Annotated in this window: 23 protein-coding genes and 2 pseudogenes; 1 reads left to right on the top strand and 24 read right to left on the bottom strand. The window is 41.6% G+C overall.

Translation table 11 applies throughout. The features are described 5' to 3' along the window. The 13 genes and pseudogenes from QAS77_RS02905 to QAS77_RS02845 form a co-directional block, all read right to left on the bottom strand. Nucleotides 1-556 (bottom strand): annotated as a pseudogene (locus tag QAS77_RS02905) (hypothetical protein); the annotation flags it as partial. Further along, nucleotides 553-2,424, bottom strand: a complete 1,872-nt coding sequence (locus tag QAS77_RS02900; RefSeq protein WP_305064090.1) for a DUF7408 domain-containing protein — start codon at nt 2,422-2,424, stop codon at nt 553-555. The pseudogene QAS77_RS02905 and the gene QAS77_RS02900, both read right to left, overlap by 4 nt. After that, nucleotides 2,424-3,305: a DUF58 domain-containing protein gene (locus tag QAS77_RS02895; protein WP_305064089.1), complete on the bottom strand. Its 882-nt coding sequence runs from the start codon at nt 3,303-3,305 to the stop codon at nt 2,424-2,426. Before QAS77_RS02895 ends, QAS77_RS02900 begins: the two co-directional genes overlap by 1 nt. A 58-nt stretch (nt 3,306-3,363) precedes the next feature. Next, nucleotides 3,364-4,338 (bottom strand): AAA family ATPase, encoded by a 975-nt coding sequence (locus QAS77_RS02890; protein WP_305064088.1) that lies wholly within the window; start codon nt 4,336-4,338, stop codon nt 3,364-3,366. 154 nt (nt 4,339-4,492) lie between these two features. Beyond that, nucleotides 4,493-5,389: a DUF7502 family protein gene (locus QAS77_RS02885; RefSeq protein WP_305064087.1), complete on the bottom strand. Its 897-nt coding sequence runs from the start codon at nt 5,387-5,389 to the stop codon at nt 4,493-4,495. Nucleotides 5,390-5,449: 60 nt separating this feature from the next. Continuing rightward, nucleotides 5,450-6,304, bottom strand: a complete 855-nt coding sequence (pheA, locus tag QAS77_RS02880) for a prephenate dehydratase (RefSeq protein ID WP_305064086.1) — start codon at nt 6,302-6,304, stop codon at nt 5,450-5,452. Between the two features lie 47 nt (nt 6,305-6,351). Then, entirely contained in the window at nt 6,352-7,737 is a 1,386-nt protein-coding gene (locus QAS77_RS02875) for a sulfatase-like hydrolase/transferase (RefSeq protein ID WP_305064085.1), read from the bottom strand. Nucleotides 7,738-8,229: 492 nt separating this feature from the next. Continuing rightward, a complete protein-coding gene (locus QAS77_RS02870; protein WP_305064084.1) occupies nt 8,230-8,928 on the bottom strand; it encodes an RAD55 family ATPase in 699 nt (232 codons plus the stop codon). Nucleotides 8,929-8,998: 70 nt separating this feature from the next. After that, a complete protein-coding gene (locus QAS77_RS02865) occupies nt 8,999-10,051 on the bottom strand; it encodes a hypothetical protein (protein WP_305064083.1) in 1,053 nt (350 codons plus the stop codon). A gap of 76 nt (nt 10,052-10,127) precedes the next feature. Continuing rightward, nucleotides 10,128-10,592 (bottom strand): DUF835 domain-containing protein, encoded by a 465-nt coding sequence (locus QAS77_RS02860; RefSeq protein WP_305064082.1) that lies wholly within the window; start codon nt 10,590-10,592, stop codon nt 10,128-10,130. Continuing rightward, complete coding sequence (locus QAS77_RS02855; protein ID WP_305064081.1) at nt 10,583-11,770, bottom strand: response regulator; 1,188 nt, start codon at nt 11,768-11,770, stop codon at nt 10,583-10,585. Before QAS77_RS02855 ends, QAS77_RS02860 begins: the two co-directional genes overlap by 10 nt. Before the next feature lie 151 nt (nt 11,771-11,921). Next, nucleotides 11,922-13,028 carry an MFS transporter gene (locus tag QAS77_RS02850; protein ID WP_305064080.1) on the bottom strand — a complete coding sequence of 369 codons (1,107 nt, stop codon included), beginning with the start codon at nt 13,026-13,028 and terminating at the stop codon, nt 11,922-11,924. Between the two features lie 142 nt (nt 13,029-13,170). Continuing rightward, nucleotides 13,171-13,425, bottom strand: coding sequence for a hypothetical protein (locus tag QAS77_RS02845; protein ID WP_305064079.1), 255 nt, complete (start codon nt 13,423-13,425; stop codon nt 13,171-13,173). A gap of 196 nt (nt 13,426-13,621) precedes the next feature. Here QAS77_RS02845 and QAS77_RS02840 point away from each other — a divergent pair, with 196 nt between their 5' ends. Continuing rightward, nucleotides 13,622-14,143 carry a shikimate kinase gene (locus QAS77_RS02840; protein WP_250867305.1) on the top strand — a complete coding sequence of 174 codons (522 nt, stop codon included), beginning with the start codon at nt 13,622-13,624 and terminating at the stop codon, nt 14,141-14,143. 21 nt (nt 14,144-14,164) lie between these two features. Here the strand turns inward: QAS77_RS02840 and QAS77_RS02835 are convergent, their stop codons facing one another. The 11 genes and pseudogenes from QAS77_RS02835 to QAS77_RS02785 all read right to left on the bottom strand — a co-directional run. Then, nucleotides 14,165-15,526 (bottom strand): PFL family protein, encoded by a 1,362-nt coding sequence (locus tag QAS77_RS02835; protein WP_305064078.1) that lies wholly within the window; start codon nt 15,524-15,526, stop codon nt 14,165-14,167. A gap of 14 nt (nt 15,527-15,540) precedes the next feature. Next, nucleotides 15,541-15,819: an ACT domain-containing protein gene (locus QAS77_RS02830; protein ID WP_250867307.1), complete on the bottom strand. Its 279-nt coding sequence runs from the start codon at nt 15,817-15,819 to the stop codon at nt 15,541-15,543. A 106-nt stretch (nt 15,820-15,925) separates the two neighbouring features. Then, on the bottom strand, nt 15,926-16,870 hold the full coding sequence (locus QAS77_RS02825) for a calcium/sodium antiporter (protein WP_250867308.1): 945 nt from the start codon (nt 16,868-16,870) through the stop codon (nt 15,926-15,928). Nucleotides 16,871-16,914: 44 nt separating this feature from the next. Further along, the gene (locus tag QAS77_RS02820; RefSeq protein WP_305064077.1) at nt 16,915-17,355 is read right to left on the bottom strand and encodes a universal stress protein; all 441 of its coding nucleotides are present in this window, start codon (nt 17,353-17,355) and stop codon (nt 16,915-16,917) included. A 72-nt stretch (nt 17,356-17,427) separates the two neighbouring features. Continuing rightward, nucleotides 17,428-17,952 carry a VIT1/CCC1 transporter family protein gene (locus tag QAS77_RS02815; RefSeq protein WP_305064076.1) on the bottom strand — a complete coding sequence of 175 codons (525 nt, stop codon included), beginning with the start codon at nt 17,950-17,952 and terminating at the stop codon, nt 17,428-17,430. Nucleotides 17,953-18,051: 99 nt separating this feature from the next. Further along, nucleotides 18,052-18,456 carry a response regulator gene (locus QAS77_RS02810; protein ID WP_305064075.1) on the bottom strand — a complete coding sequence of 135 codons (405 nt, stop codon included), beginning with the start codon at nt 18,454-18,456 and terminating at the stop codon, nt 18,052-18,054. 120 nt (nt 18,457-18,576) lie between these two features. Next, entirely contained in the window at nt 18,577-19,050 is a 474-nt protein-coding gene (locus QAS77_RS02805; protein WP_250867312.1) for a class II SORL domain-containing protein, read from the bottom strand. An 85-nt stretch (nt 19,051-19,135) separates the two neighbouring features. Then, entirely contained in the window at nt 19,136-19,384 is a 249-nt protein-coding gene (locus QAS77_RS02800; RefSeq protein ID WP_011498943.1) for a hypothetical protein, read from the bottom strand. A gap of 13 nt (nt 19,385-19,397) precedes the next feature. After that, nucleotides 19,398-19,667, bottom strand: coding sequence for a monomethylamine transporter (locus tag QAS77_RS02795; RefSeq protein WP_305064074.1), 270 nt, complete (start codon nt 19,665-19,667; stop codon nt 19,398-19,400). 16 nt (nt 19,668-19,683) lie between these two features. Further along, nucleotides 19,684-21,054 (bottom strand): APC family permease, encoded by a 1,371-nt coding sequence (locus QAS77_RS02790; RefSeq protein ID WP_305064073.1) that lies wholly within the window; start codon nt 21,052-21,054, stop codon nt 19,684-19,686. Between the two features lie 252 nt (nt 21,055-21,306). Further along, nucleotides 21,307-22,209, bottom strand: a pseudogene (locus QAS77_RS02785) (monomethylamine:corrinoid methyltransferase); the annotation flags it as partial.

The raw sequence follows: 22,209 nt of genomic DNA, 5'->3' as shown, positions 1-22,209 counted from the left end.
ATATCAGTATATCGAACTGGTTCTCGTTCCCGATGACCACGGTCTTGTCACCAAGCATCTGGACACTTATATCGTTCTTTTCAAGATCGGGTGCAACAGAATAAACGGTCGTTCCCATCTCTTTTGCATACTGGAGAGATTCGTCGATGTCTTTCCCGAAATTGCTGTTACCGTCACTGACGAGCACGATCTGGTTGTCTCCGGTGGAATATTGCTCGATGGCATCTCCAAGGGAAGTGCTCTCACCGGTCAGGCGGATGAATGTTGTCGGAGTATTGGATGTGAGCGACTCATAGACGTTCATTCCTACACCTTCCTCGAACAGGCTCATACTGGCGGTCTCATCGGAAATTACCACAAGGTTCGGATTCTCGTCACTTGTCACATCACTGACAATGGCAGAGGGGGATGCAAGTGCGATGACCAGAAGTGAAAGCACGATCATGCGTGAGATGATAATTGGTCTTCTTGCTCCTTCCCTGAGAAGGAAAAGTCCTCCTGCTATTACAGGCAGTATCAATGCAAACATCAATGGTTGTTCGAACGTGAAGGTCATAGTTCACCCCGGTTTCTAATGATAAGGATCTCAAGGACTACCAGAAGCATTGCAATGATGATAAGGTAGATATCAACGTATTTATTTGCAGTATATGTGGTCTGCCGGATGATATCGCCGCCTTCATTCGATGTTGCTCTTTCAAGAACGTTCGAGGAGTCTATCGTGGTATCGGATTCCATATCATCGTAAAGGTTCACAGCTATTCTTTTGCCAGCTACCTCATAGACACCCACTTCATCATAGAGCAATCTGCTCGTGGTTATAGAACCTGAAGGGGTTGTAACCTCCTGCTCCTTTGACAATGCTGAAACGGCACCAGTCTGGACATTGTAATCTCCAATATCACCAGTACCTCCAAGCCATGCGATAACCTTTGCCCAGAACACAGGATATTCCGGAAGGTTGTGGAAATTGTTCCATGCATACTCTCCGAGCATATCGCTTAATCCGAGGTACATGACAGTACCGTCACCGACATTCCAATATGCAAGCATCGGTACATTCGATGGGGTATCAACAAGGGACACTGCATCAGACCTGATGGTCGAATTCAGATAAGTGTAGACGGCTATATCCTCGAACTTCACTTCATCTGTGAGCCTCGTATCCTGTTCGACCTTCAATGCCACGCCTTTACTGCTCTCTGAGGTGGTGATGATCTTTACAGGAAGCAATTGCATAAGGTCCATGTTCGCATTCTTCGGGTCAAGTGTAGGCGAGGCGATAACAAGCACATTCCCACCGTTCTTAATAAAAGTGCTAAGCTTTGCAGCTTCTTCAGATGTTATTGCCCTTTGTTGTGTATCAACAACAATGACCTTATAATCACTAAGGTCGGCAGGCACATTATTGGATTGGGTGGCCTTTATGTTCGGTAACAGTGAAAGGGCAGTTGACGAAGGTGACCTTTTAACATCGGTAACAAGAAGCAGTTCGTTTTGCACATTTGCTGGAATTGATATGTAGACGACATTATCAACTGCAAGTTTGTCTTCCTTGTTTATCTTGATCTCCGTAATACCGGTTCCAAGATCGGTCAGCTTGAACTGTTTAGTTGAAAATGGCCCGATCTCAAGCGTCACACTCTTTTTGTTCTGGCTTCCCGGTGTATCGATGATCATCTTGACGTTCTGTGTCGTTTCCATGTAGTTCTTGACAACACAATTGTAAGTGTAGCCCGTCTCCTCGACATCGATCCAACCTTGTATTATACCTACATTGTCAGTTGGTAAACCTACTCTTACAAAGGTTACTTTCAACCCATAGGATTCGGCAAGTCTCATAGCCGATACAGGGTCTTCTCCCTGCCAGTTAGTGAAATCGGATATGACCACGATCCTCCCTCCCTCATTGGAAAGGGTTCTCATGGCATTGGTAATTGCACTTGAGAGGTCTGCAACAGAACCTTTCGGAGTAAGGCTGTCAAGGGCGTTCTTAGTAGCTGAAGATCCGCCGGCTTCCAGTACGTTCACCGGAATGTTCTCTGCGAGTATTATGCTGTTCTTCTTACTGACATAGGTCTTAGCAATATCAGTGGCACTATCGAACCTGCCCTCAGTGTTCATACTGGCAGAGGCATCAATGACGAATATCGTATGTTCGCCGCTAAGTTCCTCTTCAGCGGTATAGAACGGTCCGGCTATAGCAACGGAGATCAATATCAATATGAGCAGTTGAGCAAGGAATATCGGGTCCTTTATAAGTCGCCTCAATGATGCAAATCTCTTCTTTTTCTTCTCCGCACGCATCAGGAACATAAGGGAAGGTATCTTCAGTTCCAGGGGTTTTGGGCGTAACAGGTACAATATGATAAGTGGGATTATGCTTGCCAGGGCAGCGAGCCCGAGTATGTTCGCAAAAGGCATTACATGCGCCTCCTGTTGATGGCATTGAAGAACGCCTCGAAGATAGGAGTATCAGTTGTGAATGTATACAGGTCAGCACCTACATGGTTACAGATGTTATGTATGCCATCGATGTGTGCCTGTAGTTCTTCCTGGTACTTATCCTTGAAATTATTACTAAGATATGTCTTCATCTCATCATTGGTCTCAAGGTCCATCAGCTTGACATGACCATGCATTGACAGATCGCTTTCGGAAGGGTCAAGCACCTGTATGAGAATGAGGTCATGGTTTGAAAGTCTGTAGATTGCCGATTCAATGGATTTGAGGTCTTCCATGAAATCAGAGATGATGATCACGAGTGAACGTGACTTTATCATTTTTTCATATAGCTGGACACAGTGGTCAAGAGCAGTCTGGCCTTTAAGCTCCACATCTGCAAGTCTATCGATATCTCTTAATAAATGACGTCTTCCCCTGTGTGTCTGGGATATGGATATGTCTTCAGAGTAGGTAGATATGCCAAATTTATCGTTATCCTTTGTAACAAGGTATGCAAAGCCGGCAGCAAGCATGGCACCATACTCGAACTTTGTGACAGTGTCAAGGGTATAGTCCATACTATTGCTTGAATCGAGAAGTATGTGTGTGGTCACTGATTTGTCTTCTTCGAATTCCCTTACATAGAGCTTCTCTGACCTCGCATAAACGTTCCAGTCAATGGACTTGAGGTCATCTCCGGGGTGGTATTCCGTATATCCCATCGTATCGAGCCCATGTCCCTTCCTGTGGGAGCGTCTGCTCCCTGCATAAGCACTGGAGACCCGCTTCCTTACCAGAAAAGTAAAGCGGTCAAGCTGGCGGAAGAAATCCACATCTATACGGTGTTTTCTGTCACTCATGGTTCAAGCATCATATTGGTGTTCGTGGGCTGTTCCTTCTCAGACATATAGATGCTTATCATCTAATTTTGGCAAGGATCTCCTTTATCACATGATCCTGTGATATTCCACGTCTTTCGGATTCGAAAGTGAGGATGATCCTGTGCCTTAATACCGGATATGCCATTGCATTAATATCTTCAACACTTACAAAGTTCCTGCCTTGTACCAATGCACGAGCCTTGGCTGCCAGAATAAGTCCGATCGATGCCCTTGGAGAAGCTCCGAACTCAATGAATTCCTTCCATGTGCGGGTCGCCATAACTACTCTGATCGCTCTTTCTTTTATATCATCTGCAATTGGCATGTCCCTTGTAAGACGCTGGAGCTGTAATACCATATTCTTGTCAAGCACTTTACCAACATGCGGTTCGTCATATTTGGTGTAGCGTCTGACGATCTCTTTTTCTTCTTCAAATGAAGGATAGTCCAGAACGATCTTCAAAAGGAACCTGTCAAGCTGTGCTTCCGGCAATGGGAAAGTTCCTTCCATTTCGATCGGGTTCTGGGTTGCAAGTAAAAAGAACGGTTTGTCAAGGATGAATGTATCATTACCTACCGTGACCTGTTTTTCCTGCATGGCTTCAAGCAATGCAGATTGTGTTTTTGGGGAGGCACGATTTATCTCATCGGCAAGGACAATGTTGGCAAAGACGGGTCCTGGCTCGAATTTGAACTCTTTTTTTCCTCCCGTCTCTTCAATGATGTGTGTACCTGTGATATCTGCCGGCATAAGGTCAGGAGTACACTGAACCCTACTGAACCCAAGGTCCATTGTCTTGGAGATAGTAGAAATTGTAAGTGTTTTTCCAAGACCGGGGTTACTTTCTATCAGTGCGTGTCCGTTAGAAAGAATGGCAATGATTATCTGTTCTACCGTATCCTTCTGTCCTACTATGACCTTGGATATCTCATTGAAAAGTGCTGTAAATGCATCACCAGCACCTCTGTAAGTCTGTTCAAGGTCTCCTGATCTTGCATCATTGGAATTCATGTGGTGTTCTCCTTATATTGCAATTGGTCGAATTTGTTGGTGGTGTAAATTGATCTGTTAATGTGATGAATCGATGAGTATCGATGTTAATTTAATGATGATGATATATTAATAAAATCATTGATATATTTATTGTCATAATGGTAATCTGAGGTTAGTTACTTGCCATCTGCTCAAAGTATTCTTTTATGATACTTTCATACCCTTCCGGCAGTTGCTCATAGTAAGCAGGTGATGAGATCCTTCCAACCTCATATGCTGATGAGCTTTCAAACTCAGGCGGAAGTGATTCCTCATCTCCACTTTCAGTAAAACCTGTTCCTGCTCCCGGTGGCAATGAGAGGTCGACCTCTTCCCCCTCGACCACGATGATAGCGGTCTCTCCGACAAGGTCTTCACTGTTTCCCCCTGTATCTCCTGCTTCTCCTTCAAGTGGGAACTGTTCATCAGGAGATGTTCCATTTTCTCCTGATGATATGAGCGGTATCTCATCTATGAAGCTATTGATGTCCTCGGGTGTAACCCCTGTCCTGTAATCAAGTACGTTGATGGTAGTGAACATAACAAGAACTGCTAGCAGGAGAGTCATGCTCCTCTTGAGCCTTTTCTTTTCAATAAGCTTTGAATTGTCGATCTTAGAGGCCACATCCAGTACATTTCCCATCAGGTCGTCTGAAATTATATTGTGCACATCTCTGTTATCAAAGGCAGTCCTGAGCTTTTCCTGAAGTACTGGGAAACGTTCCTCTATGAATGGTATCAACACAACTTTCCTGTCCCTGTAATGGAAAGCAAAGGTCAGGATGATGGCAAACAATATAGAAATAGCCGCAAGGAGAAGTCCTCCAGCCGAGATCATCCCCGAAGGACCGTAGGTAGAATCTGCATAAAGTTCAAATGTTCTTAATGTAAGTAGAAATAAGTCTATACTCAGTATCTTTAAAATAGTGAACAAGGTCAGTGTAATTATGGTGAGATCGATGATCTTGTAGATACGCTGGTATTTATTTACCGTAGCTTCCTGTTTCTCTACAAAATTATCAATATCCATGATCACTATCCTCTCTAAAGCAAACTTGAATGAACATTCATACCTTATATGAACACTTTTTTAGTTATCCAGCTTGTATCCATTGTAGGAACCAAGGACTTTGAGCATAGATACTTTCGAATTTATATAATATAAAGCATCTTTTATAACTGCATCGCCTGTACTTCCTTCCATGTCAATATAGAACAGATAATCCCCCAAAGAACGTTTCGATGGTCTTGATTCAATGCGGGTCAGATTAATGTCTCTTTTTGCGAATTCCCCTATGATCTCATAGAGTGAACCAGGTCTGTCCTCATCAATATCAGCAATAATGGATGTCTTGCATGTATCATTTTTAGGTATGCAGGCCTCATCTTCCTGCCACTTACCTTGTTTTATGACAATAAAGCGTGTGTGGTTCTTCTCCCAGTCCTGAATATTCGGAACAAGTACCTTCAATCCATATTCTCTGGCGGATTCCTTTGATGCGATAGCTGCCATCTCACAGAACTCGTTAGCAAGTTTAGCAGCATGGGATGTACTTCCGGTCGTACGTATTTCTGCTTTTTTGAAATGTTTTCTTATGAACTTACTGCACTGGGCCAGTGCCTGAGGATGTGACATTATTATTTTGATATCCTTCATCTCACCCTTTGAGAGAAGGCAATGCTCAATGGGTACAACTATCTCCCCTATAATGGTCATGTCGCTCTCAAGCAATAGATCGAGCGTGATCCCAACGGACCCCTCTATGGAATTCTCTATCGGGATTATTCCTATGTCCGAATCTCCATTGATGACGGATGCAAAAGTATCGTTTATGTCATCATAATAGACAAGGGAAGTTCCCTCCGTCTTTGATTCTTTGCTTATCCAGCCTTTTGCTGCTTTTTCCGAGTAGGATCCGGCAGGCCCGAGTACGCCAATGATCATCGTTGCAAATGGGCTTGCCTCTTAAAAATAGTTTGTGATGGCAGGCTTTAACTTTTAACTACCCTGAATATCATTGCAAGCCCTGTTAGATTGATACCTATGATGAGGGCCGAACCAAGGGTTTTTCGCATTCCTTTTGGCATGATCTCCGTATTTTCATCCGTCCTTTTATCTGTATCGAATCGGATGATCTTATCAGAATCTGCAAAGACGGTTCTTTCATATGCCTGGTTGTTATTTCCGGAAAGTTCAGCGTTGATGATGTATTCCTTTTCCTTTTCGAGTCCGTAGAAGATATACTCGCTATCACCTTCTGTTTCCAGAATGGTCCGTTTGTCCGAAGATATACTAATACTACCGGTTTCTGTAAGTATTATTTTGAAATTAACATACCTTTTAGTGGCAAACGAATCTCCGGTTGAAAATCGTAGTTCGTTCGGCAGGTCAAGGATACTAAGGATAGTGGGTGCAATATCTTCCTGACCCAACTGTTCATCAACGAGCTTTCTTTCGATATTGGATGATGTTGCAATGAAAGGTATCTGAAGCACTTCCGGTGAGGTTGCATATTTTTCGGACTTGCTGCCACCACGTCCATTTACTGACTGGAATGCCATCCCGTGATCTGAAGTTAAGATGAAAGCAAGGTCATTATCTTCCGCTCTTTCAATAAGAGGCTGGATCATAATGTCGAGTTCTTCGATGCACTCGATATACCCTTCATTTCTGCGATAAAGTCCGGCAGTATCAATGGCACCGATATTTATTGTCAGTATGTATTTCTGGTCAGGATATTGCTCCATCAGTTCAATGACCTCAAGGGCTGTTTCGATCCCCCAGAGGTTGTAAGCGTTATAACGCTCGATCTTCCCTTCCTTATACTGCTGTACATAGGTTGGGCCCAGAATGGCATATTCTTTGAATATCTTTTCAACATCGATTATCATATCGGTATCGCGCTGACCGGAATTATCATTGAGCACGACTTTCATTTGCGGGTCATTTATTGATGTGGTGCTATCATATATGGCAACATCCTGTTCTGCAAGAAGTTCGGTCGTGTCACCCTTTTCCAGTATTGCGAACATGAGGTATCCATTGTCGCGGGCAACATCATAGATGGTGGCATCATTGTGTGATATCATTGCAGAGGTGGCCCCGGGATTTCCTGTGACGATCACCGAATGCCCATTTTCACCTTCTGTAGAGGGTGTAAGAACACTGAATGCTTGAAGTCCATCTTTTGCAAGTGCTGAAATATTTTGGATATTTGGCTTTTCCATAGGGTTTCCATCAAGTGCATAAGGGATCTTTTCCGGATCTATATAGCTTGCACCGAGGCCATCTACTATCAGTATGACTGCACCATGATCGGTTTCTATGTTTTGGATATCTATTGGGGTGAGTGCCACAACAGGAGTTGAAAGTTGCACTATTATAAGACAAAATAGAAAAAAGATAGCTCTTATTTTTAAATTATGTTTTAATGTAGATACGTTCTTCACGATCACTATTATATTTTTTTAGACTATATAATTAATTATATTTCATTTCTTTAAGAATTTTAAAAATATGTAACTAAAAAAATTATAAATCATGCATAAATAAGATGTTCAAAGCAATAAAATCAAACTGGATAAAATAGATTGCTCACATCTGTTGCACTTACGTACTGGATATAGATCTAAAAAGTAAACAGATTGGATCGAAGGAAGCCACTATAGATCTTAGATGTGAGCAATTTTGTTTATTCATTGATTTAAGATAATTCTTTCGTTCAGAAAATTGCACTAAGAATATGGTCATTTACTCAAGCACAATAAATCATCCCTCTCTGGAAATTTGGTATATTCTTCTATAAAAGCTAAGCTAATATCTATGTGCGTAGGATCGATTTGAAACCTGATATTCCAAAGGATGAAATTTCAGAAGATATTTCCTCTATACACCTTAAGTCCTTCATTTGAGACCGTAAGGATGAAGGGATCCATGCTGTGTGCTGAAGCACGCATTTTTCTAGCCTGTATATAACGGTTCGTTGTATTGTCCTTCATGTGAATTCCCAGTTCTATGATACCGTCTGCAAGATAACTTTCAAAGTTATCTGCATAATTCATTCCAAGGGATTCAGTGGTTTCAAGTATCACGAACGTTGTCAGATTTTCACGCCTGAGTGGTTCGAAAAGATGGTAAAGTCTTTTTCTCATCCTTTGAGGTTCAACATCGAGGAGCGAGTAAAGGGCACCAAGGGAGTCCAATGCTACACAAGTAAACTTATCGCCCATCTTCTGCTTATATTGCAGGATATTTGTCTCTATAAGGTTTAGCAGATCGCCTGAAAAATCATCGTATTGAAGTCTATAATCGCTAAAATCAGATATTGATAGATTATCCGAAAGTTCCAGTCCCATACTTTCCATGTTCGCAAGGTGGTTATCTTTGCTTTGCTCAAGGGTAATGTAGGTCCCGAACTCTCCGACATTATTCAGGTATTTTGAAAGGATGGAAAAAGTAATTCCGGATTTAAGAGTTCCAGGTGCACCTGTTATTAAAACCACACTTCCTTTTGGTATATCTGTACTGAATATCTCGTTCAGCCCTTCAATAGTATCAATAAATCTCACAAAATTCCTCCACTTTCTATAATAACGTTGACATAATTAAATTTTATTTATACTATAATGCGATCAATTATCATAAAACATTTTGTTCCTGTCTGGATAAATTTTTGATCTTAAGGATATGTTTTATTGTTTCAATCCCTTTTTCAGTAAGGATATTTTCAGCGTTTATCACTTTACTTTCGAGCATTTGTTTCATTGACATCTCAAGTTCATGAGGTTCAATGTACAGAAGATTGACTATATCCTTTTCTTCCTTAATACCTACGAAAAGGCAATTCAATACTCTTGTATGCAGATTTTCTTTCATATTCAATATTTTTGATAGTGCCAGAAGAACTCTATTATCTTCTGATTCTATCAATATGGTTGCACCTGATAGATTCTGCAAATGGAGTTCCATATCGAAAATATCGATCTTATTTATGCTGATGTTCCTGATCTCAGGGGATAGGACAAAATACCAGAGATCTTCAAGAAAAACAGTCCCTGATACTGATGAATATTCATATTTTTTAGTATATCTCACAATATTGCTCTTTGGTGTGAATGTGTTGGGAATTTCACTTGATGAGAACAAAGATGGCAATGGCAGAGCATTATCGAATGGATTTTCTTCTTTGATATTTTCAAGGTAATAATGGCCCTGTTGTGTTATTTGTGCATTTTCATCAACAAGTTTTCGTATCTTCAGTGTATCAAAAGCACGCTCGAGAACTTCCCCATCAGTTGAAACAAGTGAAATATACCTATTGATGTCCTTTGTTTCTCTTGTAAGAAGACTTAAAAGTCTTGTTTCTTCTTCCTTCAATCCGTCAAAATCCGTATTTGCTCTGAAACCGATCCTTTCAAGCAAATGAGTTCTTATATATTCTATATCTTCAGGATTCCCTGCAAATATCATTGAATAGTTGATATGGGAAGAACCAAAGATTAAATTCTTCTTATAATCGATAGCTATCTCTGCACTATATCCTGTATCTGCTCGTACATTATTTCTTACGGAAGGAGATAGTTCACGGTCCACAGTTTCGATCGATTTGTAAGGGATCATGTTCCAACCGGCACCTGAAGGGAACCAAATATCATTGTCTGTGAAAGCCACAACAGCATTTTTCCATGCCAAGCTATGACTACTCATATTTATCATAATCCGTTGCAGATCGATAACGTATGATAACTTAATTTCCATCTCTCTTCACTCACACATTATAATTGTCTTCCTCTGTAAGCGATCTCATCCACCTCTTCAAAAGATGGTGGTCCTTTGTATCGAAAATTAAAGGATCGATCTGAAGGATCAATCTGGAATCAGATGCCATTATCGAGTCATTGGTCTGTTCCATGAACTTAATAACTGACCTGAGATCATTTTCAAGTATGAGATACTCAAGGCTATCTATCAGTACAATGCCGTCATCTACCTTTTTGATAAAATTATCTATTGTAGGATGAAGTTTGAACAATTCTGCAGGATCTACCGAAGGACATTCTGATCCTTTGGCCTTCGTAAGCCAGACAATGGGCGTTTTTGTAATATTGTACTTGCTCCTTATCTTTGCAGGATTTTCTCTTGTTATGCAAAGTCCAGGTCTTCCTTGCTTGACCATGGTGACGAATATTTCATAAGAAGTATTCAGATCGCCACTATCCTGTATTAGGTACAACTTGCTTCAAGTTTTGGAGTATCTTTTATTTCTCTATTCTCTTCGATAGAAGGAGCAATCAAAAGTCCGCTTAGTTCGGAAATATCCTGAAGTGTGACAACAAGTCCTTTCTTATTCTCGTTCTCCATTATGACAGAGGTTGCTATGTTAAGATCGATACAGTTCCCATCTTTTTTAGATAGTCCTACAATAAGGTTATCCTGATCAGCAAATTCGAACAATTCATTATTGCAAGTTATTGTGGATATCGAATTATCGATAATCTCATCATTGGCATACCCAAGAAGTTTTGTAGCTTTCTCATTAGCCGTAACGATGTTTTGTTCGCTGTCAAGTACAATTGTTGCAATTGGTGAGATCCTGGTAAGCAGATTAAGGTGTTCATTAGCTTTTTTAAGCTCCTCTTCCACGATCTTACGAGCGGTTATATCCTCTCCTGAACAGAGAATTTCCGCTTTGTTCCCGTCCTTATCCTTCAGTTTGATAGCATTCCATGAAAGCACTTTCTTCTGCCCTGACTTTGCAATAATGCTCATTTCGAACACAGAACATTCTTCTGTTTCCACCTCACCTTGAAAGTCGTTAAAGCGTTTTTTTATGAACTCTCTGTCTTCCACAGGGATAAAATTATCAAAATAGTTTATACCGATCAGTTCCTCATCGGAACATTCGAGTATCGTTTTCCCCTTTTTGTTGATCTCGACAATATTCTGATCCTTGTCGATTATTAGTATCATGACACCTGCAACATCGAGATATTTCTGGGCAGTATCCCTTTCTTTGCGTACCATATCCTGTTGTTGTTTCAGCTTCAACAAAGAATGTACCCTTGTCTTCAGTTCCAGCATATCAACAGGTTTGGAAAGGAACTCATCGGCTCCTGATTCAATACCTTTTATCTTGTCTTCTTTTTCAGATAATGCTGTAACAAGAACTACAGGGATGAATTTCGTGCTGTCATCTTTCTTGAGGATCTCACAGGTTCGGTAGCCGTCCATTTTCGGCATTAGGACATCGAGAAGGATCACGTCAGGCTCAAAATCCTTTACTTTTTCAAGGGCTTCAACACCATTAGTAGCCATTGTAAGTTCATAATCACTTGAAAGGTATGCTTCCATTAGCTCAAGGTTCCATGGTTCATCATCGACAACAAGTATCTTTGGAAGCAATTCACTCATATGGTAGACTCCTAAAAAGTAAAGGTATTTCTGATACGATTTTCATCCCTTTGTTTCCCCCTCTTTAATACTGGCCTAAGGAGATTTCATCTTTAAATTGTTATTACTTAAATAAATATGTTACTAGATATAATTGCATATTAAGATAATGTCAATCCTTGCTTAGAAAGATCGTTAGGCCGAAAAGAATAGCTGTCATGAAAAAAATCGTCTTTATCTCTATACTCTTTGCAAGTGCTCCAGCCATCAATGGCATCAGTGCAAGTCCTGCATAGATACAGGTATTATAGACACCCATTGCAATACCCTTTTCTACCTTCATGGAAGCGATAGCAATTGGAAGTCCTACAAGCATCAGACCAGAGCCAGTGCCAATGATGAAAAAACCTAACATCGGGCTATAAATTGTAACTACTATGCCAACGGTTGCCATCAGTATGCCTCTTTTAATGAGCTTTGCATGGCCGGTATCCATATAAGATGCCAGAAGGGATGAGATCATTGTAGATACATAGAGTAGCGAGATCGATATGCCCAGTTCTGTCTTTGAGAGTGTATCGATCCCATATTCGGGATAAAGGGATATAAGAACGCCGCTTGATCCTGCAAGTATGAACGAGATGATCCATATTCCGCGGGTATCCTTTGAGGTGAAAATATGTGACTTTGAGTGTTCTCTTTTACTTACTTTCTTTTGAAGTTCTATTTTTCCCATGGTCCTTGAAGGGACCATAAAAAGGTATATTGCAAAAATAATTGTTAAGAATGTCAAAATAGAAAAAAGAATTATCCCGTTCTTGATATTAGTGTGGACCAAATAACCGGTAACTGCAACACCGGAAGCTAGTCCGGCATTGATGAGAAAGTTGAATTCCCCCATATAACGTGCTCTTTTTGTATAGACTGCCAGCCTTGAATATGCTGCAGGGAAGAATGCACCACATGCAGCCCCTTCAATGAAGCGTGCTGATACGAATATCATGAAGTTATCCGTAAAGATCATCCACAGCCCTGATATAAATGATAGCAAGAGACCAAGACTAACCAATTTCAGATTATCAGTTCTATCACTTAATATTCCAAATGGAAGCATGGTGCTTAATGCTCCGAGGAAGAACGAAGAATATACCAAACTTGAGGAATTTATGCCGTAGATCTGTCCAGTGGCAGAAAGCTCTGGCAGTACGGGTATGACAGCATTTGAAAGTCCCATTATGACTAAAGCGGATGAATAGATCAAGAACCTGTCATTGTCCATAATAGCTGATAATATAATGGAAGATAGATACGTCTTTGTATCTGTATATGATAACTTTTAATGCTCCTTAAAAGAGCTTGTTCATAAAGTAGGACAGTTGCAGTAGTGAGAATGAAGTATGAACGAATGTCTGCATTGGACATTAATTTCTCATTGGAGCCCAGATATCGTTAGTGGAGGATCTCATATTTTTATTGAAAGTATTCTTTTCAACTACAGATACCTTTCCGGACCTATCTTTTATGATGTAATCTCCGGCTTTCCCCTGTAATGTACCTTTAGGAGTTTTCACACTAAAATCGGCAGTCATTCTTAATGCATGACCGACCGGTGTTTTCTGCATCTCTTCATCGGTTGAAGCTGAATTTGTATGCAGATATTTCTTTGATCTACCCATTTTATCCCTCCCTCATAATTATGGGTCATTCATTGCTTATATATTTGTCCTACATACTTAATTATTTGCGAGTGTGTATAATTTTATAGTTATATTTATTCCATTCCTTCCGTCTAACACCTTTATTTCGGATTATTTCATACTATACTATTTATTCCAGGTTGACAAATGAGGATAGAAAGAATCAGGAAATAGCATGAACATTACACTTATTGGCATGTCTGGAGCAGGCAAATCCACGATTGGAAAACAGCTTGCAAAAAAACTTGATCACAAGTTCATAGATATTGACGATCTAATACGAGGAAAGATCGGTACGGACCTGCAAACATTCATAGATGCTTACGGTGACGATGAGTTCATTGAACTTGAAGAACAGATCGTTATTGGACTTCATGCATTGGATAACTATGTTATTGCAACCGGCGGTAGCATAGTCTACTCGGAAAAAGCGATGAAACATCTAAAGGAAATTTCCACGATAGTTTATCTGGATGTGTCTTTTAGTCAGATCGCCAGGCGTATCTCTCCTTCCAAAAGAGGACTTGTTGGTTTTAAGGACAAGGGGCTAAAAGATCTGTATCATGAGCGAAAAAAGTTATATGAACGTTATTTAGACGTTCGGATAAAAATAAAGAAAGGGGAGAAAAAAGGGGATATTGTAGAACGCATCATCTTTTCATGTTCTGATAACGTTTCTACTTCTGGAAGTGTCTAAAATATATGCCGGTTTCAAATTTCAATTCGTTAGTGCCTGAATGGGGGCAGGTATCCTTCCACCGCGTGCTATAAACTTTTCTGAACTGAATTCAGAGACTTTCATGACCGGTGCTCTTCCAAGTAATCCTCCGTATTCCACGCTATCGCCTACCTTTTTGCCCGGAGCAGGTATAAGGCGTACAGCAGTTGTTTTCTTGTTTATCATTCCGATAGCCATTTCATCTGCAATGATGGCTGAAATGGTCGCTGCAGATGTGTCTCCCGGAATTGCTATCATATCCAGTCCCACGGAACAGACGCTGGTCATAGCTTCCAGCTTCTCAAGGCTTAATGCACCCAATTCGACCGCACGTATCATTCCTGCATCTTCGCTGACCGGAATAAAAGCACCACTTAAACCGCCCACATAGGATGAGGCCATTGAACCACCTTTTTTCACAGCATCGTTAAGCAGAGCAAGAGCCGCAGTTGTTCCATGTGTTCCGCAGGCCTCGAGTCCCATGGCTTCAAGGATGGCCGCAACACTATCACCTATTTCCGGGGTAGGTGCAAGGGAAAGGTCGAGAACTCCAAAATCGACATTGAGCCGTCGGGAAACTTCTCTTCCTACCATCTCTCCCATCCTTGTTATCTTAAAAGCGGTTTTCTTGATGGCTTCTGAGATCTCACCAAGGTCCGGGTCTTTCAGTTCGCGTACAGTTGAATTTACGACACCTGGACCACTGACTCCGACATTAATGACACAATCCGGTTCTCCTATGCCATGAAATGCACCTGCCATGAAAGGATTATCTTCCGGTGCGTTTGCAAAGATAACAAGTTTTGCACATCCGATACCATCATCATCTTTGGTTGCTTCAGCTGTCTTTTTGACTATATGTCCCATCATTGCCACAGCGTCCATGTTTATCCCTGCCTTTGTAGTTGCGACATTGATGGATGAACATACTTTTTTAGTACTGGCAAGAGCTTGCGGGATCGAATTGATAAGCTTCAGATCACCAGGAGTTATCCCTTTATGTACAAGGGCACTGAAACCTCCTATGAAATCGATACCTACATCTTCAGCAGCTCTGTCAAGGGTCTTTGCTATGGAAACATAATCCTCAGTGTCACAACTTTTAGCAACGATGGCAATGGGGGTGACAGCAATTCGTTTGTTGGTTATGGGGATGCCGTAAAGGTTCTGAACTTCCTCTGTGGTTCTCACAAGTTCCTTTGCATAACCAGTTATCTTGTTGTAGATATTTTTATTGAGGACATCGATGTCACTATGACAGCAATCACGAAGATTAATTCCCATGGTAACTGTCCTTATATCAAAGTTCTCAGCTTTGATCATGTGGATGGTCTCAAGTATCTCTTCTGGATGAATAAGCATCTTGATCACCTGTTTTATATCCTGTGCATAAAGCGGAAGGCGTCTTCATGCTGTACACGCACTTCAACACCAAGCTCTTCCCCTTTTCCAACCATTGCTTTTTGGAATGCTGCAAGGTCAAAGTTCTCGGAATCCACACCTGCCAGCATGATCATTGTGAACAGGTCTTCCATTATGGTCTGGCTGATATCAACGATATTCACATTAAAATCTGCCATAACTTTTGTAATGCTGGCAACAATGCCTATTTTGTCGATACCGATAACAGTGATTATGAAGCGGGTTGAGGTCATATTTTTATCCTTCTTTCAATGACTTGATAGTTCGTTAGAATGAATGGTTACGTATAAGATGTGATTTATTATAGTTCTTTTCTGTATGAATTGATCAAAAATATATTTAGTTGTAGAGCAGGAAAAGACCTGCAATATAACCGAAATAGACCAGCATGATAACTACACCTTCCCATCTGTCAAGCCGTTTTTTCGTGATCCCGAAAATAATAAGCAAGAGCATGATAACTATCATGAATGGAAAGTCATACATAAGGGATTGGTCAAGGATCGGAATATCTCTTATCTGTGAGGAGAATCCAAGTATGAGTGCAATATCCATTGTGTTTGCACCGAGGATGTTTCCGATGGAAAGGTCCTGGTGCCCTTTAAGGGTTGCAGAAATTGCGGTTATAAGCTCAGGGAGAGATGTTCCAAGTGCTACAAGAGTTAATCCTATTATCATCTCAGGAATACCAAACCAGCGTGCTATCTCGGTGCCTGTGTCCACAAGTATGCGGCTTCCGATGACTACAAGTGTTGCTCCAAGTAAAAAGTAGAAGATATCTGACCGCATTTCGCCTAAAGACAGTTTTTCCCTTTTTTTATCATTCCCATCGAATATTGCGGATTGCAGACGATAGTTATAGTAGAGAAAACCAACGAATATGGTCAGTAGGATAATGCCATCGAAAGAACTTAATGTCTTATCCAATGTCAGTGCTATAAGTGTGAGCGCTGCTATCAGCATGATAGCACCTTTATGAAGGAAAGAGTGCCCATCCACAGGTATTGCCTTTACTGCTATTACCACTCCAAGTGCAAGGCCTATATTGCAGATGGCAGATCCGACCGCATTCCCGATCGTCAGGTCGGTATGACCAAGGTATGCGGCCATTGCAGAAACGGTAAATTCAGGTGCTGTCGTAGCAAAACTGACTATGGTGGCTCCGATTATGATCTTTGGAAGGCCGCTTTTGGCGGAGATGGCCACAGCGGCTTCAATGAACCAGTCCGCACCTTTGGTGATCAGGACAAGGCTTAACAGGAAAAGCAATAGGGTGGATAGCATAATGTTCACCCCTATAGCTTCCCATTAGATTTAAAATGCGTGTATCAGTCTTCGTCAGTGATGACCAGAACAGGTCCGATATTTGCTGCGATAAGCCATCGGGTAATACTTCCAAGGGGTTCGGACCTCAAAGATTCGGAACCCATTATTGTCAGGTTCACATTCTTTTCTTCGGCTATTCTGATAAGGTCCTTTGCAATATCATCATTATCAATTATGATCTTTTCAACCTCTACTCCTGTTTTGTCTGCATTTTCAAGAGCATAGTTCATGTTGGCTTCGATATTCTCCTTTACGATCACCATCATCTTTTCAGCCAGTTCTTTTGGAAAGATGCATTGCAAAGTTTTTTTCCTTTCCACATAGACAATGATCAACTTGCCTGATTCTTTATCCGCGACATGTAGTGCGTGATCGATGACCCTTTTTGAAAGCTGCTTTTCATCAATGGGAACAAGAATGTTCTTATAAGCGATCTCTTCCATGTTCTTTCACCTTTTGATATTATGTCTTTGATCATTTAAGCCATTGTCACTGATACGATTTCCATCGTTCTGTCATTGAAGACCTAATGAAGTCACAGCCAGGACGATCAGTATTCCCAGTCCTACCATTCTCACGGCATGTTTTATGAGACTTTGTTTAGCGAGCTTACCTGAATATACTCCAAGTATTGCAAGAACAGATATGCTGAGTATGATCGCTATCTCAAGTGACAGCGTATCAAATAGTACGAAGGGCATTATTGGTATAAGGGAGCCAATAAGGCTTGATCCGCCGTGTGTAATGGAATCATTCCATATCTTTTTCTTTGTATCACGTTCTAGGGTTGTGGATTCAAGACTTCGTAGAAGGGGTTTTTCCAGTTCTGCAAGATTGCCGTACTCTACCGCACTTTCAGCAAGGTATGAGCCGATACCGTTAGTCAATGCAAGGGCAACGGCACCACCAAGAGCAGCATTGATAATGATCGATGGATCTTCCACAACATGGGATGTTCCTATGACAACACCAAGAACTGCCAGTATCCCATCTATACTTCCTAATATGATGTATCTTCCCTGTTCGTGATCAAGTTTCATGTTCCATATCCTATGGAGAATTTGAACCTTTTTATGTAAAAAAATGTTATAATAGTACTAAAACAATGTCATACTAGTACTAAAACAATGATGTTCTGATCAATTTGGAATGGAAACTTCTCTTGTCTGGGCCATATGCTTGTGCATGGCAGATTCGATTACATATTCTAATTCTTCATCCATAAAAGGTTTCTGTAAATAACCTACAGGGTTTGCAAATGATGCTCTTGTAGTTGTTTCATTGGATGAGTCCCCTGTTAAGAAAATGATTGGGACTGAGCATCTATCTTCTATCTCTAATGCTGTCTCGATACCATCAAGGTTTCCTTTGATAAAAATATCCATTATAATAAGATCAGGAATATTTTCATTGATCATCAATAATGCTTGCTCCCCTGATACTGCATGTCCTGCTACTTTATATCCCATTTCAAGAAGTTTCAACTTGATCATCATGGCGACTATCATTTCATCTTCGACTATCAGGATGCTCTTTTCTTTCATACTACCACCAGTTGAACAGATTGTAAATTGTAAATTCATTACAAAAAAGAAAATGATCCGGAGTATCAACTCCGGTTTTAGTAGTTATGACGTACCCCCATACATCAACACTTTAAACGATCATTTATGCCAGACACATGATTTTCCTTCACCCTCATGACTTGACATGATCGTGACTTCCTTCTTTGACTCCCACAACCCATGAACGTTGCAGCTTGCCAGCGCATCTAACTTCATTACAACAGATTTGCTGCCACATTTTCCACAAACATTTACACCACGAATGTTGCATACCTGATAGGCATGGATACCCACAATTTCTTCTGTTGGTTCAACAGTAAATGTTGCTTCAGCTTTCTCATCGGAAGGTGATAGTTCTACCCTGCCGATCTTTATATCCCCGAGCGAGAGTTCGATCCATTCTATATAGTGTTCATCCTGCATAACGTGTGGTAATTCCCCCACTTTTACAGTAACTTCGAATGAACCTTTTGCGGTCATCACTTCATCAGCTTCGATAACAGGTACATGTTTCTGTTCTGTTTCTGTGATGTTTTCCGGGTCTTTAAGTCGGTTGATTACTTGTTCACTCATAAGATCACCCATTACTTCATTATTTTATACGATATTTGAAAATATATAAGTTGCCAGCAAAATGCTGGCAACACTTCTCACATGTTCAGAACCTGTAATTCTTGACCGAGTGGTAGAGTACCACAAAGAAGAATACAAGAATTACTGCCAGCAATCCAAAATACTGTACTGGATCCCAGACGAATTGCATGGTTCCTGTCCCTTCCCAGCCCACAAGGACCGTTCCCTGAATGATTACCGGGACTACGATACAGATACCTGCCAGTATGAATATGAACAGGATATCGAATATCGTCATGAACATGCTTCTTTCTGTCTTCATTTCGCTTGCCATGTCTTTCTCCCCTTCAGTCGTAATACTTAAAGTCGTACATGTGTTCCTTGATGGACTTGTACACTCTGATACATCCGATCGTTTCTATCCCAAGCAAGAGTACTATGAAAATAATGTACAATGGGAGTACTGTAGTGATCTCGGGTACTTCTCCTGATCTCCATATTACGGAGACTATCCTATAGACGATGAACGTCTCAGAGAAATACAGCAATCCTAGGAGCAGAATAATTACTCCTGCATCCTGTTTCAGCTTGTTGTTATATAGTGCTTCATCTGCCATGATATATTCCTCCTGTTCACCTCTTATGTGCAGGTTCAGGCCATCCAAGGTCCTCTCCCCAGTCGTGTTTTGCGTCTATGCTCCTGTATCTCCATGAGAAGTAGAAGTAGGCTATCACGTAGAACAAAAGTCCGAAGATCAGGTTGTAACTGTATCCCCAGTTAAGTGTAGACATGATCACGATCGCCAGGAATATTGTGAAATATGCCAGATAAGGTTGCAGAGGTCCGACAAACGGGCGAACCTTCTTGCTGTGTTCCGGGAACATCTTCCTGAAGCGTATCAGGGAGAATGGGATCATCACGTAGCATACCAGTCCTGATGTGATGGAGAAAGTAATGATCTGGTCCAGGTAACCACTGTATGCAAAGGCAACAGCAATTGGCATTGTGAAAATGACTGCCCTGTATGGCGTGCTGTATTTTGTGTGTACTGCAGCGAACCAGTTGGTCAGGAAATGATCTCTTGACAGGGCAAACCATGACCTTGATGAATCACAGACAGTACCGTTGGCACTTGCAAGACAGGTGAATAGTGTACCTACTGCAAGGAATGCAACCAGGAATTTAACACCGCTCTGGTTTGCTGCTTCAAAGAGTGGATATACTGAAACACCGAGTTCTGCGGTTGGAATAAGACCTGCACAGACGTAGAGTGTCATACCTGCTCCGAGGAGAAGGGTGATCATACCTGCCTGCTGTCCAAGAGGAATAGCTCTTGTTGGGTGTTTACATTCCTCAGCACACATTGCTGCTCCTTCGATACCAAGGTAGAACCATGGTCCAAACTGCAATGCGGCGAAAACTCCGATAAATCCGTTAGGTATAGCTCCTGAAATAAGGTATTCCGGATGCCATGTTCCGCCAATTCCACCAATATTCATAAAGAAGAATGCTATAATTGCTATCAAAGCTGTGAATGTGAGCGCAAAGTTAAGATTAAGTGCTGCTACAACTCCACGATAGTTCATAAATGTCAAGGCCGCGATAACAAGCAAAGTTACCGGAAATGTTTGTATATCCGGGAAGATCGATTGTGCTATCGATGCTACAACAATAGCATCAGCAGCTTCCAGGGCAATATATTCCATATAAACAGCAAGACCTACAATGGCCGCCGCACCGGGTCCTACGAATAATCTTGCCCAGTCGTACGGTCCACCGGCAAGTTTCGTGGATGAACCTAGTTCACTGGCACACAGTGAAACCATTACATACATAGTACCTGCAACCAGTAGTGCAAAGAGTGAACCGAGTATACCACCTTTTGCAACTGTGAAGTTCCAACCCATGTATTCGCCGACCAACACGATACCGACACCAAGTGCCCATACATGATATGGACGCAGTGTCTTTACCAGTTCGACTCCATTTGAATTTTCTGACATTTGTTCTCCTCCTGTAGCATTACTTGTTGGATACTTTGCTTGCGTCCAACAACATCCAGCCGATCAAGGCAAAACATATGAGGTAAATTACCCCGTTTATTAAAGTCCACATATCCATTTTGAATGCCCCCTTAGCATCTTGTTTGACTTTTTATTTTGATGTTTATTTGTCTATTTAAATAATGACAAATGGCGTTATAAAAAAAAACCAGCGATCTCTCGCTGGTAAAAACGTCATTGCGAATTTCAGGGTTAGAATGTAAGACCGAAGTCTTCGAGTTTCCTTCTTGCACCCTCGTAGACTTTGACATACTCGTCAGTTGGTGTAACGGTTGCAACGTCGTAACAGTCCTGGAATCTCTTACCCTCAGGAGCATTTGCGTAGTTGCCTTCGTAGGAGCTGACGATGTTGTTAACAACAGCGTTCACGGAGTCGATGTCCATACCTGCTGTTGCACGTGCGACTTCTCCCATCATTCTTGCTTCCATACCGGTTGTCTTGTCAGTGATGACACCCTTTGCTGCTGCGACACCTGAGAGGATCTCACGGCCGGATGCTGTGTCAGTTACGGACTGTGCTGCTGCTTCGAGGAGGCACATTTCGGTACATGGACCTGCACATGGATAGTACTGGTTACCTGTCATAAGGTCTGTGAACTCACTGATAGTTGCACATGCCCATCCTGCGATCTGGAGGGTTTCTCTGGTGTTGGTGGATCCCCATCTGATGTGAACAGGACCATCAAGGTGCCAGCTTGCACTGCTCATTACCATGGAGTTAATGCTACTTGCAACGTCTACAATTGTTGTTTCTTCAATACCACCAGCGTATCCGCCGAAGATAGGCATCTGTTCATCCATGATGATGTCGCTGTTACCCTTGTAGTGTGCGATAACTGCGATTGCATCGAGGTCGATCTTAAGCTCGTTGAGCTGTGATACTTCGTGGCTGTCACTTGTTACCTGGCCGCCGACACAGTCGGAAGCGATATTTCCCTGAGCGGACAGGGAAGTCTCAGGTCCCTAAACAGCCATACCAGGTCTGCCAGCCATTGCTGCTGCGTTCTTGATGAGCCTTGTCTCGGACTTTGCTGCGAGGATCTCGTATGGGCTGCCTGGTATAGGTGGCTTACCACGGATCGTCATCATGACACC

Source organism: Methanococcoides sp. (genome assembly GCF_030594565.1).
In the GTDB taxonomy this organism is placed as follows: Archaea; Halobacteriota; Methanosarcinia; order Methanosarcinales; family Methanosarcinaceae; genus Methanococcoides; species Methanococcoides seepicolus.
The sequence above is the reverse complement of the archived record's forward strand: the minus strand, read 5'-3'. Positions and strand labels throughout refer to the sequence as shown.